Source organism: Acinetobacter portensis, assembly GCF_023158935.1.
Lineage (GTDB): Bacteria > Pseudomonadota > Gammaproteobacteria > Pseudomonadales > Moraxellaceae > Acinetobacter > Acinetobacter faecalis.
The window spans coordinates 793,046-806,681 of sequence record NZ_CP096120.1 but is presented as its reverse complement, the minus strand read 5'-3'; the positions used below and the strand labels follow the sequence as shown (position 1 = coordinate 806,681).

The window sequence follows — 13,636 nt, the reverse complement described above, 5'->3', positions numbered from 1 at the left end:
TTCTGTTAAAACGCCATCTGACACTGCCCGAATAGACAGCATCAGAAACAAAACTCATAACAAAATTAGCCCCATATTTCTTGCGCGACACGGTTCATTAATTTAATTTTTTTCCACTGCGTATCGTAGGAAATTTTATTGCCCTCTTCCATTGAAGCGAAGCCACTTTGCAAACACAATCCTAGGCGCTCTAAAGGTAAAAAGTTTGTCGCAGTGTTAATACGTTCAATAATTTCATCACTCGTCTCAAGCATTTCTTTTTTACTTGAAATTAAGCCTAAAAAGACATCTGCTTGTGAGTTTTTTAATTTTTCTAAAGGCTCAAAATTACCTGATCGTTCTGTATCAAATTCTAATAAGTAACGATCAATATTCGTTAGTTTTTCAAAAACATGATCTGCCAAAAATTCATAACCACCACTATAAAGCCAGCTTGAACTGAAATTCCCACGGTCAATATGCAACGCAATAAATAAATCTTCAGGTTTATCTTGCAAAGTTTTATTCAAAACCTCTACGCACAACTTTGCTAAATCTTCAGGATTCAATCCCTGCTCAATTTCTTTGGCACGATAATTTTCATCGCATAAATATGCCAAAAACTGATCATTAATTTGAATATAACGGCAACCTTCTGCATACAAAGCCATGATTGCTTGATTAAAACTTAAAGCTAAATCTTGTGCATATTCATCTAATTTTTCTGTATAGGTGCGATTATTTCTTAAATATGGGTACAGCATCATATTTGGACTTGGCAAACAAAATTTTGCGGTTGCAAAGCCATCTATTGCTTCATGCAAATATCGATAATGCGCTAGGCAAGTATGATCTTCATTAAACGAAATTTTGCCAGTTACTCGAACATCATAAGGCTTACTAATTGCATCTTTATACTTTAAACCGTCACGTATTTTATGACCTTCAATACCATTAAACTGCTCTAAAAAATCTAAATGCCACCAAGCACGACGAAAATCACCATCTGTCATTACGGTGCAGTCTAAATCCAATTGAATATCAATTAAGTTATCAATTTCTGCATTTTCAACTTGACGTAAAGTTTCTTCATAAATCACACGATCTGCAAAATCATAACGTGCTTTTTTTAATTTAAGCGCTCTTAAAAAACTACCAATATGCTCTGCTTTATTGTTTGCATACTGTTTTTTTGTCGCTTGAGTGGTATTACTTGTCATCATTTTTTTAATTCATCATTTTAAAATAAATACAAAAAAATGTATTTATTTAAATATATAGGGAGAGAAAAACTGTTTTATATAAATTAAAGATACTTAAATTTATACGGATAAATTGGTCGCGATTCTATTTGCAACTATGGAACGGATAAGGAAAATAATTTATGGGAGGAAATATATTAATTTTTTGGAATGTCAGCATAATTTACCTAAACACACGCCCCGTGTGATATTGAAATGGATTATGCAGAAGATGCAATAGGCGCGCAAAAGTAAATTGAATAAGTTCAAATAAAATTAAGACAACCCCTATAAACGCCCACCGCATTATTTTGGTCTACTTCAGGCCGGTCTCCGGACTTAAGAATATTTTAAATATTCTATTCACCGTTGCGGGGGCAGCGTTAGCTCACATTTCTGTACTAACTTCCCAGTTTCACTTCTAAATTAGAAGCACCTCAAGTGTGACAAAGACTAAATATATGCCGATGCTTTGTCAATTTATTCTTTATTTGCCTGATTTTTCATATTATTAAATATAAGACAATTTTAATTAGTATTTACTTTTCAATAGTTATAAAAAAGCCCCCGAATACGGAGGCTTTTAAACTACTCAGAATTAACCTGGGTAAATACCACGTTCTTTACGAGCACGTAAAATACGTTCACACGCTAAAATGTACGCCGCTGTACGCATTGTGCATTTGTTATCCGCAGCACAATTCCATACATCTGCAACAGCTTGAATCATTAACTTATCTAAGCGTTCATTAATTTCATCTTCCGTCCAGAAGAAGCTAGACATATCCTGAACCCATTCAAAGTAACTAACAGTTACACCACCAGCATTACAAATTACGTCAGGCACAACAACAATGTCACGACCTACTAAAATGTCATCTGCTTCTGGGTAAGTTGGACCGTTTGCACCTTCTAAAATCATTTTAGCTTTTAAACGTTTAGCACGCTCAATTGTAATTTGACCTTCTAGCGCAGCAGGAATAATAATATCTGTTTCAACATCCCAGAAATCTTCATTATCAATTTGTTTTGCACCTGCAAAGCCTAATACGCCTTGAGTTGCTGCAACGTGCGCATGTAAGCCTTCTAAATCGATACCATCAGCATTAAAAATAGTGCCTGTATGATCTTGAATACATACAATTTTAGATTTGTATTCGCTGAATAAGTTAGCAGCTTCACTACCTACGTTACCAAAACCTTGAACAGATACTTTCGCACCATCTAGGCTTAAGCCAATTTTTTTTGCAATTTCGTAGCCTGTAATAAACACGCCACGACCTGTTGCTTTTACACGACCTAATGAACCACCAAGGTGAACAGGTTTACCTGTTACAACACCTGTTACTGTATGACCTTGACCAGATGAATAAGTATCCATGATCCAGCCCATTACATTGGCATTTGTACCAACATCTGGTGCAGGAATATCTTTTTGAGGTCCAATAATATGGCTAATTTCACTTGTATAACGACGTGTTAAACGCTCTAATTCACGTGGTGATAATGTACGTGGATCAACGCGGATACCACCTTTAGCACCACCAAATGGCAAATTAACAACAGCAGTTTTAATCGTCATCCAGGCAGAAAGCGCCATTACTTCATTAATTTCAACATCTGGGTGATAGCGAATGCCACCTTTACCCGGACCACGTGAAAGGTTGTGTTGTACACGGTAACCTTCAAAGTGACGGATCCGTCCCATCATCCATAATAATTGGCACATCAACAATTAACGCACGCTTTGGACGCTTTAAAGTATCAACATATTTTGAAAGGTCTTCGCTTAAATATGGCGCAACACGATCTACTTGTTCTAAAAATGTTTTCCAAGGACCGTATTCTGCATTTGCGTATGAGAGATTAGACATTTATATTCCTTTTATGAATTTATTGAGTTCCTTAATAGATACTCTTTAAATTTCTTAACATTAGTTTTAATTAAACTTATTTTTGTATTTAAATATGCAACGAAGTATGCAATTTACTGATTGTAACAAATCTCAGTCATGCACTGTACAAAATTTGATAATTGATTTTTCAAATCAAAGTTTGAATGCTTCAACTATTTAAAAATACTTAATAATTTAAACCAAAACTAGTGCACCTCGAGTTGCGCGAAGTATAGCAAAAGCATATAAATATTCTGCAATTGAGTACAATTCAACAATTATCTTAACAATTTGTTACTTTTGTTATTTTTATTAGCTGTTCTTCACTTTTATCTATTTATAATTTATTTAACTAAATACAATAATCTTCATATAGTTAATTTTACTTTGGCTTTATTTGAAAGATTGCTATCTTTCGTCACAAGTAAAATTATTGAGATTTATTATGCATATTTGCGATCAAATTGTACTTGTAACAGGTGGTGCTCGCGGACAGAGATGGATCCGTAAATTTGAACAACTCCTATAAGTGATATTCTGCTCCTCAAATGATGTTATAAACATCAATATATGGAGTATTTTATGGCACGTAGACCAAGAAGAAATCATTCAAATGATTTTAAAGCTAAGGTAGCACTTGCTGCGATTAAAGCAGAAAAAACACTTGCTGAATTGAGTGCTGAGTTTGATGTTCATCAAAACCAAATTATTGACTGGAAAAATCAATTGATCTCAGCTTCCTCGCAAGCTTTCGATCAATCAAAAGCTCCAACAGAACCACCCATCGATCTAAAAAAACTACATGCAAAAATCGGTGAGCAGGCATTAGAAATTGATTTTTTAGAAGGTGTGTTGAAGAAACTGGGCCGCTTCAACCACAAAAGTTAATCGACGACTCACTTCAGATTTCAGTATCTAAGCAAGCTAAGCTGCTGAAAGTCTCCCGTGGTTGTTATTACTATCGCCCAAAACCTGTGAGTGCATCAGATCTGAAGCTGATGCGATGTATTGATGAATTACATATGCAATATCCTTTTGCAGGCAGTCGTATGATGCGTGATTTGTTGAATCGTCAAGGACATCATATAGGACGACGTCATACACGTACTTTAATGAAGAAAATGGGTATTCAGGCGTTATATTGCAAACCAAATTTAAGCCAGGCTAATCAAGCTCACCGTAAATATCCATATCTGCTCAAAGGGTTGGCTATTCAGCGCAGTAATCAAGTGTGGTCTACGGATATAACGTATATCCCTATGGCAAAAGGCTTTGTTTATTTATGTGCTGTGATTGATTGGCATAGCCGCAAGGTACTTGCGCATAGGGTATCGATTAGTATGGAGGTGGATTTTTGTATTTCGGCTTTAAATGAAGCGATTGAAAAATATGGTCGACCTGAAATATTTAATACAGACCAAGGCAGCCAGTTTACCAGTGATGCATTTATTGATGTATTGAAATCAAATGGCATTCAAATCAGTATGGATGGTAAAGGTCGATGGGTAGATAATGTGATGGTTGAACGATTATGGCGGAGCGTTAAATATGAAGAGGTGTATCTCAAAGCTTATAGCAGTGTCACAGATGCGAAAAAGCAATTAAGTGCATATTTTGAGTTTTATAATTTGAAACGACCTCATTCGAGTCTAGACAAAATGACACCAAATGAGTTTTACTATGATCAGCTACCCCAACAAAACAAGGTGGCTTAACTAGAGCGGAATATCACTTATAAATACGCTTTTAGTTGTTCAAACAAGTGGGACCACCTCTGACTTGGTTTAGCAATTACAGAATCTTTAATATCTGAAGGTGCTCGTGTTGTTGTAAATTATCACACCAGTAAGCAACAAGCCGATGTGCTTGCCAACAAATATCCAAAACAAGTTTTTGCATATCAAGCAGATGTTACCAACAAAGAACAAGTTCAAGCACTTTTTCTGGCAGTGAAAGAACATTTCGGCAGTGCAATTACATCTATTGTAAATAATGCATTAGTTAATTTTAAATTTAATGGCGACTTAAGACCTAAAATTGAAGATCTAAGCGCAGAGATAATGACTCAACAATTTGATGGCGCTGTACTTGCTGCTTTAAATACAACTCAAGCTGCGCTAAATGATATGAAACAAGCCAATTTTGGTCGTATTGTGAATATAGGTACTAACCTTGTTCAAAATCCTGTTGTTCCTTATCACGATTATACTGTTGCTAAATCTGCCTTACTCGCATTTACAAGAACGTCGGCTCAAGATTTAGGGCAATACGGAATTAACGTTAATATGCTTTCTGGTGGTTTACTTCAAACTACAGATGCAAGCCAATCTACACCAAGTTTTGTTTTCGATTTAATCGCATCTTCCACACCTCTGCAACGCGTCATTACGCCTGCAGAATTTGCTTCTGCAATTATGATGTTTTTATCACCATATTCACGTGCTGTAACAGGGCAAAACTTAATTGTAGATGGTGGTTTAGTCAAAGGATAATTGTGATTTGTGTGTCTTTTGTCACAAATATTCATTTTTTAACCAAATAGTATATTTCAAATGAATTAGGGTGTAAAAAACCAATACAATAATGCGCACCCTATTCTTTATTATTCGCTACATGAAAATTCTAAGCTTGGTCGTTGTAACATTTATTCTTACAGGTTGTATGGGTACATCTAAAGATATTAAAAAAGCAGAATCATTATTTATTCAATTTAAATGTACAAACATTGAAAGCACTCAAATTCCACATAGTTCTCTTAATTCTTATTATGAACAATCACTTTATTCTTCTAAGAAAAAAGCAGGTTCATATATAGAAAGCTACAAACAAGGAGATAAATTATTTGATATCTCTTTACATGAAGTTGTAGAACAACAATATGTTATTTATAAAGAAGCATGCCAAAGCTTAGGTGGTATTTCTAAAAGTGAATAAACTAAAAAGCAAGTTAGACCATTTGATTTAACTTGCTTTCAAGAGTGTTTTATTGCAAATGATTAATTTGAAATAAAACGCTGATCCACACTGAAATTTTCAGGAAATTTAGCGTGAATATTTGCATAAAAATCCATAATTTCTTTCATGTCTTTTTCCATATCTCCCGTAGGATACACAATTTTACCCACGCCAGTTTTCTTATTTTTATAGTCCATATATGCCAAAGCAATAGGAACATTGGCATTGAGCGCAACATGATAAAAACCTGTTTTCCACTTTTCTTGTTTTGCTCTCGTTGCTTCGGGCGTAACCAACATCACAAGTTTAGGATGCGTTTTAAATAAATCAGTCATGACCTGAACCATACTTAAGCGTTCTTGCCCAGCTTCTTTCGGACGACGATCGATTCCAATTCCACCCATTGCTCGTACAAATGGACCAAATGGAAATTTCATATAACTGTCTTTAATTGTTAAGCGAACGTTCACACCTAATGCTTTTAATGCAAGTCGTGCATAAAGCGCATCCCAGTTACTGGTATGTGGTGCTGCAATCATGACACATTGATCTAAATCTAAAGGCCAATGGTTATCAATTTCCCACCCCATCATTCGTAAACTTTGTTCTGCAGCTTTTTCAAACACAAGCATTTCCAAGTAAATTAATGTTTACGAATTCTATCAAGCTAATTTATTTTAAAAAGCCTAAATTGATTAACATTTAACCTCTTAATATATATTTGTATATTTTTTTGTAAGTTACTATTTTTTAAAAATATTGCACAAAATTACACCATCTATTTATATCTATTTAAAGCATTCTAAAAGTTAATTTATTAGTAACGTAATTTTTAGCTACTATTCATATTTAATAAATAGAACTATCTTACTACTTTAAATATCTAAATAAAAAACCCTGCTTTCGCAGGGTTTTTTTGAATCATTTAGGTAGATTAACCACCAAATTGGTTCATTGTATTTTTAGCATCATCACCAGCTTTCAATGCATTGTCGCCAGCAAAGATTTCTTTGTGATCATCACCGATGTCTGAACCAGCCATTGCTTGGTGTTTAACACAAGCGATACCACCGCGGATTTCTTTACGTTGTACGCCAGCAACATAAGCTAACATACCTTCAGAACCGAAGTAACCTTGAGCAAGCTCATGAGTAGAAAGAGCTGCTGTGTGGTAAGTCGGAAGAGTGATCAAGTGATGGAATACACCTGCTTCACGTGCAGCATCTGCTTGGAATGTACGTACTTTTTCATCAGCTTCAGCAGCTAATTCAGTTGCATCGTACTCAGCGCTCATTAATTTAGCACGGTCGTAAGCAGATACGTCTTTACCTTCAGCAACCCAACGGTCGTAAGCTTGTTGACGGAAGTTTAAAGTCCAGTTGAACGAAGGAGAGTTGTTGTAAACAAGTTTCGCATTTGGAACTGTTTCTTTAACACGGTTAACCATGTGAGCGATTTCAGCAACGTTTGGAGTTGCAGTTTCGATCCAAAGAAGGTCAGCACCATTTTGTAAGCTAGTTACACAGTCAAGTACAACACGGTCAATTTGAGTGCCTTCACGGAACTGATACAAACCAGAAGCTAAACGCTTAGGACGATGTAATTTACCATCACGTTTGATTAAGATTTCGTCTTCTTGTGCTTCTGAAATGTCGATTTCAGTTGTGTCTAAGTAGCTGATGTATTGAGAAGCGATGTCGCCTGGCTCTTTAACCACTGGGATTTTTTGAGTCAAGTCAGCGCCTTCAGAGTCAGTACGCGCAACGATGATACCATCATCAAGACCCATTTCTAAGAATGCATAACGTAATGCATGGATTTTAGCGATGAAATCTTCGTGTGGAACAGTTACTTTACCAGCTTGGTGACCACATTGTTTAGCGTCAGATACTTGGTTTTCGATTTGAAGTGCACATGCACCAGCTTCGATCATTTTCTTAGCAAGTAAGTAAGTCGCTTCTTCATTACCGAAACCAGCATCGATATCCGCAATAATTGGCACAACGTGAGTTTGGAAACCATCGATTTGAGCAGTGATTTCAGCAGCTTTAGCAGTGTCACCAGCTTCTTGAGCTTTTTTAAGTGAACGGAAAAGATCGTTTAGTTCTTTCGCGTCAGCTTGACGTAAGAATGTGTAGATTTCTTCGATCAATGCAGGAACAGATGTTTTTTCGTGCATTGATTGGTCAGGTAAAGGACCGAATTCAGAGCGAAGAGCAGCAACCATCCAACCTGAAAGGTAGATGTAGCGACGTTCAGTTGTACCGAAGTATTTTTTGTTCGCAATCATTTTTTGTTGTGCAATGAAACCGTGCCAGCAACCTAATGATTGAGTGTATTTGCTAGAGTCAGCATCATAAGCAGCCATATCACGACGCATAATCGCAGCTGTATATTTAGCAATATCTAAACCAGTTTTGAAACGGTTTTGTAATTGCATACGCGCAGCATCTTCAGGACTGATGTCTGCCCAAGTGTTGCCGAATTTTGCTTTTAATTCGCGGATTGCATCAATCGCTGTTTGGTATGTAGTCATGATATTTTACCCTGTATATAATTTTAGGATTTTTCAACCGATAAATAAACTTGCTTTAAGGCTGTTTAATTTTCGATCGCTTTGTTGCTATGGATACAGATTAGATTGACTGAAAAAATTAATCCAATATTCTCCAAGAATCTTCACTATTTATTTAAAAAATATGTAGATCAAAGTCGTAATCCAAAATAAATAATATTAAATAAAGCATTGTTTTTAATTAAAATTATTTAAATAACAATTGGATAATTTTTAACTTTTTTGATTATTTTTTAATTATGAGACTTAAGTCGACATACTATTTTTTAGATTTTTTATTGACCTTTTTGACCACAAAATTTGCATTAAACGCCAATTTCCACATATTTATTTGAATATTTTTTAAACATATTAGTTTTTCTATCTATAAAAAATTTATATTTTAAGTCCATTCATTTTCTTTAATTGATTTTAATGTCTTTTATAATAAAATTTTCAGTGAAAATTCATGTCTTAACAATCATTCAATCTAAATAAATACAGTATTTTAAGATAACTAATTCGTTGTTTTTTCCATCATATTTCTACACAAATCATACTCCTTATGGCATAATCACCATAATTTCTTGATTTTATTTTCGGTATTTTCTGTATGAATCTAGAGCGGGTAGATCTTAATCTTCTTATTTATCTTGATGTACTATTACGTGAAAAAAATGTAACTCGTGCGGCAGAACAATTGGGTGTAACCCAACCTGCAATGAGTAACATTTTACGCAGACTACGCAATTTATTTAACGATCCGCTTCTCATTCGTTCTTCTGAAGGAATGACCCCAACAGAACGTGCATTAGAACTACAACCACGTATTCGTGATGCTTTATCTGATTTATCGATGATTTTGGAGCCTCGCACAGAGTTCCGTCCTTATACATCGAATCGTGTATTCCGCATTATGACTTCAGATTATGCAGAGGCAACACTAGTTCCCCGCCTAGTTAAAGCTTTACGTTCTGAAGCACCGAATGTTGTACTCGACTTTTTAACACCAAGTGATGTGTCTTACAGAGATATGGAACAAGGTAAAGTCGATCTTGCTATTAATAGATTCAATGAAATTCCACAAAGCTTTCATCAGGTTTTAGTTTGGCGTGATAGTTTTTCTTGCTTGTTAAATCAAAAGCACCCAGCTGCTGCCAATTTAAACTTAAAAAGCTACTTAGATGCACAGCATATTTGGGTATCTAAAACAGGTATGGGTGTTGGCTTTGGTGTGAATCCTGAAAAGCAAGCTGGCTTAGGCTGGATTGATCAAGCTTTAGAGCGTATTGGTCAAAAGCGTAAAATTTCAGTATTTACTCGCCACTACCAAATGCCTGCACTTTTAGCTTCTAACGTAGATTTAATTGCAACATTACCTACGCGTATTGCAAGCTTACAATCGAACAGTCAAAATCTATTAATTAAAGACCCTCCTTTTTATATTCCTGAATTTGAATTAAAAATGGCATGGTGTCCTTTACTTCATCATCACCCTGCACATCGTTGGTTACGCCAACTTATTTTGTATGTTGCACGCCAAATGATTGAAGAAGAGAATCGTGAGTTTTTATTAAATAACACTCAAAATTCTACGTATTAATTCCTTTTTATTTATAAGTTCTTATTTATTAAGATTATCCTTTATGAACCTGAGTAAATATTTTTATATGAGCTCAGGTTAATTTGTGTTAAAAATATTCATAATAATGATGAGCCACAGGTGGATTCGTGAGCCTTTTTCAAAATATCCTGATAATTGTTGTCCTTATTGCAGGGGCAGGTTTTTTATCTTTAACTGAAATTGCACTTGCTGGTGCAAGAAAAGTTAAACTTAAAATTCTTGCAGAATCGGGTGAAGACCGAGCGCAGAAGGTATTAGATTTACAGGAAAATTCAGCAGACTTTTTTGCAGCATCTCAAATTGGTTTAAATGCTGTTGCAATTTTAGGTGGTATTTTAGGTGAAGGTGCTTTTCGCCCCTATTTCCTTAATTTTGTGAATGGGTTTTACTCAGGTCCTTGGGCAGAAACCATTAGCTTCACATTATCTTTCACCTTAGTGACTTCATTATTTATTTTATTTGCAGACTTAATGCCAAAACGCTTGGCAATGATTGCACCTGAAAAAATTGCAATTTCTGTTATTAACCCTATTCAAGTATTTATTGTTGTATGTAAGCCATTGGCTTGGTTTATTAACAGCATTGCAAACGTGCTATTTAAAATATTTAAAGTAAACACAGTTCGTGATGACAACATCACTTTTGCAGATATCTCTGCTGTTATGGATGCAGGTGCCTTAGCAGGTGTTGTGCAGAAACAAGAACACCATTTCATTGAAAACGTATTTGAACTTGAAGAACGAAATGTTCCTTCGAGCATGACAACACGTGAAAACGTCGTATATTTCACTTTAAAAGAATCTGAAGAGAGTATTCGTCAAAAACTTGCACAATTTCCCTACTCGAAATTTTTAGTGTGTAGTGAAAATATTGATGATGTTATTGGCTATGTAGATGCTAAAGATATTTTGGTTCGCATCTTAAACAATCAATCTTTATTACAACTAAACGAAAATACCATTCGGAATGTTTTAACCATTCCAGATACTTTAACTCTTTCAGAATTGCTTGATCGCTTCCGCTCTAGCAAAGAAAAATTTGCTGTCGTTATTAATGAATATGCACTTGTTGTTGGCGTAATTACACTTTCAGACATTATGACAACGGTAATGGGTGACTGGGTTATACCAATAGAAGCAGATCAACAAATTATTAAACGTGATGAAAATTCATGGTTAATTGAAGGTAGCACGCCAATTGAAGACATTAAACATGCACTTGAAATCGATGAAATGCCTGACGATGAAAACTATGAAACCTTAGCTGGCTACATGATGTACAGTTTACGTAAAATTCCACGTCCTGCCGACTTTGTTATTTACTCAGGTTTCAAATTTGAGGTTGTCGATGTAGACCATTTTAAAATTGATCAACTCTTAGTTACTCGATTAATTGACAGCTCAGACCTATTAAAAGAAGAATCAGAATAATCTGATTCTTCTTTTAATTTCACTACTATTCACATAATAAATATAACAAGCTAATTCCAACACTATCTTATTCAATAAATTTTTTATTTATGCATTCTTTTGCACTTATTTAGCTATAAAAACAAAGTAAAATTTGCGGTGAATTTAATCATTTTTATTCAAAAGATACATATAGTTACTCAATGTTACTAGTACTTACAAGCCTCCAGCCTACTTCTTAAACCATATTAAAAAAAATGAAAGATAAACTATTGTTTTAGCTACACCGATTGATACAGGTTTGTTTGACCCCTCTGTAAAATGGATTTTACGCCTTATAAAAGGTGATCCACTGAAAGTGGTCATGGGTACAATTACCTTAACACTCATTGTTTCTTTAGATGGTGATGGTTCTACAACGTATATGATCTGTGTGGCAGCAATGTTACCGCTATACAAACGTTTAGGTATGAGCCCTCTTATTATGGCGTGCTTAATGATGCTTGCTAGTGGCATTATGAACTTAACACCTTGGGGCGGCCCAACTGCACGTGCAGCAAGCGCATTGCATGTAGACCCAAGTGATGTATTTATTCCAATGATTTTGCCAATGATTTGCGCAATTTTCTGGCTCTATTTCGTCGGCTTTATGTATGGTCGTATGGAGCGTAAACGCTTAGGTATTGTTGAGTTAGACGTTAGTCACGGCGATTCTATTCAAATTTCGAATAACCCTGAAGCAAACCGCGCACATTTACGTTGGTTCAATGCTCTACTTACTCTTGCACTTATGGTGTCTTTAGTTCTTGGTATTTTACCAATGTCTATTTTATTCATGATTGCGCTCTGTATTGCACTTGTCGTGAACTATAAAGATATCGACATGCAAAAAGCACTTGTCGCAAGCCATGCAGGTAGTGCACTTAACGTTGTAGGTATTATTTTTGCCGCAGGTATCTTCACAGGTATTTTAGCTGGAACAGGCATGGTAGAAGCGATGTCTAAAGAGCTTGTTGCCATTATTCCTGAAAGTATGGGACCTTTTCTTGCACCAATTACCGCAATTGTCAGCATGCCTTTAACATTCTTTATGTCGAATGATGCTTTCTACTATGGCGTACTTCCAATTCTTTCAGAAGCTGCTATTCATTATGGTATTAGCCCTGTAGAAATGGCACGTGCATCTATTGTAGGTCAGCCTGTGCATTTACTCTCTCCTCTTGTTCCATCAACTTACTTACTTGTTGGTTTAGCAGGCATTGAGTTTGGTGCACATCAAAAATTCACTATTAAATGGGCAATTTTAACCTGTTTAGTGATGCTTGCTGCAGCACTTCTATTTGGTGTATTCCCGCTTTATTCAACACTCGGTTAATCTCCAAACTAATAAAAAAGCACCTTATAGGTGCTTTTTTATTGGTGTTAAACAAGTAATTTAAATTACTTGCTTAACAATGCATCTAAGACTGCTTGGTAGTGAATGTTAATATCATCTTCCAAAATTTTATAAGCATTATCGAACTGAACCATAGGCCAGCCTTCTTTCCAAAATGGGAAAATGTTATGCAAATCATGAGTTACTATTGCATCTTCACGGCTAATTGCTTGTGCAACTTGTGATAGTACTTGTGCTGTTTCCGCACCATCAATTGCTAAATAATCAATTCCACGTACCTTCAAAATACGAATACGGTCTTTTTTATAACGAATTTTTTTCGCCTGACCTTCATTTAAGCCTAAAGCCAAAGTCACAGCTTCAACAAAGCGCTCTTCAAATGCTGTATGCAATGATACAAGTGCTTGTTTATGTGCTTCTTGACGACCTGCTTTACCGCCATTACGAATAATCTCTTTTGCTTCTGTATTGAGCTCATCGTTTTTCATTGATTGTAAAATATCTACAATTTCGATATCGCTTAAAGATTCAGGAGATTGGTCAGTCATGAAATGCCTTTGGACAAATAAATATATAAAAACGT

The 13,636-nt window shown here is 35.3% G+C and carries 9 protein-coding genes, 2 pseudogenes and 1 riboswitch; of the genes and pseudogenes, 6 read left to right on the top strand and 5 right to left on the bottom strand.

Features of this window, described 5'->3' with window-relative positions:
• Positions 1 to 65: 65 nt before the first annotated feature.
• Together MZO21_RS04090 and MZO21_RS04085 are read right to left on the bottom strand one after the other, a co-directional pair.
• Positions 66 to 1,202: a 5-methyltetrahydropteroyltriglutamate--homocysteine S-methyltransferase gene (locus tag MZO21_RS04090; protein ID WP_228273464.1), complete on the bottom strand. Its 1,137-nt coding sequence runs from the start codon at positions 1,200 to 1,202 to the stop codon at positions 66 to 68.
• A gap of 325 nt (positions 1,203 to 1,527) precedes the next feature.
• A riboswitch (cobalamin riboswitch) is annotated at positions 1,528 to 1,675 on the bottom strand.
• A gap of 143 nt (positions 1,676 to 1,818) precedes the next feature.
• Positions 1,819 to 3,094 (bottom strand): annotated as a pseudogene (locus tag MZO21_RS04085) (Glu/Leu/Phe/Val family dehydrogenase).
• Between the two features lie 603 nt (positions 3,095 to 3,697).
• Between MZO21_RS04085 and MZO21_RS04080 the strand changes: the two are divergent.
• The 3 genes from MZO21_RS04080 (at position 3,698) to MZO21_RS04070 (ending at position 6,049) form a co-directional block, all read left to right on the top strand.
• Positions 3,698 to 4,830 (top strand): IS3-like element ISAba14 family transposase gene (locus tag MZO21_RS04080; protein WP_223155595.1). Its coding sequence is split into 2 segments (ribosomal slippage): positions 3,698 to 3,950 and positions 3,950 to 4,830, totalling 1,134 coding nucleotides; the frame shifts between segments, so codons are not numbered across the junction.
• A 75-nt stretch (positions 4,831 to 4,905) separates the two neighbouring features.
• A complete protein-coding gene (locus MZO21_RS04075) occupies positions 4,906 to 5,607 on the top strand; it encodes a 3-oxoacyl-ACP reductase (protein ID WP_248101798.1) in 702 nt (233 codons plus the stop codon).
• Positions 5,608 to 5,728: 121 nt separating this feature from the next.
• Positions 5,729 to 6,049, top strand: coding sequence for a hypothetical protein (locus tag MZO21_RS04070; protein WP_154773429.1), 321 nt, complete (start codon positions 5,729 to 5,731; stop codon positions 6,047 to 6,049).
• Positions 6,050 to 6,111: 62 nt separating this feature from the next.
• On the opposite strand, the gene MZO21_RS04065 is transcribed toward MZO21_RS04070, so the two are convergent.
• A complete protein-coding gene (locus MZO21_RS04065; RefSeq protein ID WP_154773417.1) occupies positions 6,112 to 6,702 on the bottom strand; it encodes a 1-acyl-sn-glycerol-3-phosphate acyltransferase in 591 nt (196 codons plus the stop codon).
• Positions 6,703 to 7,004: 302 nt separating this feature from the next.
• Positions 7,005 to 8,606, bottom strand: a complete 1,602-nt coding sequence (locus MZO21_RS04060) for an isocitrate lyase (protein WP_154773416.1) — start codon at positions 8,604 to 8,606, stop codon at positions 7,005 to 7,007.
• A gap of 631 nt (positions 8,607 to 9,237) precedes the next feature.
• Here MZO21_RS04060 and MZO21_RS04055 point away from each other — a divergent pair.
• From MZO21_RS04055 to MZO21_RS04045, 3 genes and pseudogenes are all read left to right on the top strand, one after another.
• On the top strand, positions 9,238 to 10,227 hold the full coding sequence (locus MZO21_RS04055; protein ID WP_154773415.1) for a LysR family transcriptional regulator: 990 nt from the start codon (positions 9,238 to 9,240) through the stop codon (positions 10,225 to 10,227).
• Between the two features lie 128 nt (positions 10,228 to 10,355).
• Positions 10,356 to 11,678 (top strand): hemolysin family protein, encoded by a 1,323-nt coding sequence (locus MZO21_RS04050; protein ID WP_171501343.1) that lies wholly within the window; start codon positions 10,356 to 10,358, stop codon positions 11,676 to 11,678.
• Positions 11,679 to 11,937: 259 nt separating this feature from the next.
• Positions 11,938 to 13,032 (top strand): annotated as a pseudogene (locus tag MZO21_RS04045) (CitMHS family transporter); the annotation flags it as partial.
• A 65-nt stretch (positions 13,033 to 13,097) separates the two neighbouring features.
• Here MZO21_RS04045 and MZO21_RS04040 read toward each other — a convergent pair.
• Positions 13,098 to 13,601: a hypothetical protein gene (locus MZO21_RS04040; RefSeq protein ID WP_154773414.1), complete on the bottom strand. Its 504-nt coding sequence runs from the start codon at positions 13,599 to 13,601 to the stop codon at positions 13,098 to 13,100.
• Positions 13,602 to 13,636 lie beyond the last annotated feature (35 nt).

Excerpts from the sequence above, each read along its gene's own strand:
- MZO21_RS04055 (WP_154773415.1), top strand. The coding sequence starts at position 9,238 with ATGAATCTAGAGCGGGTAGATCTTAATCTTCTTATTTATCTTGATGTA.
- MZO21_RS04060 (WP_154773416.1), bottom strand. The coding sequence starts at position 8,606 with ATGACTACATACCAAACAGCGATTGATGCAATCCGCGAATTAAAAGCA.
- MZO21_RS04090 (WP_228273464.1), bottom strand. The coding sequence starts at position 1,202 with ATGATGACAAGTAATACCACTCAAGCGACAAAAAAACAGTATGCAAAC.
- MZO21_RS04040 (WP_154773414.1), bottom strand. The coding sequence starts at position 13,601 with ATGACTGACCAATCTCCTGAATCTTTAAGCGATATCGAAATTGTAGAT.
- MZO21_RS04070 (WP_154773429.1), top strand. The coding sequence starts at position 5,729 with ATGAAAATTCTAAGCTTGGTCGTTGTAACATTTATTCTTACAGGTTGT.
- MZO21_RS04065 (WP_154773417.1), bottom strand. The coding sequence starts at position 6,702 with ATGCTTGTGTTTGAAAAAGCTGCAGAACAAAGTTTACGAATGATGGGG.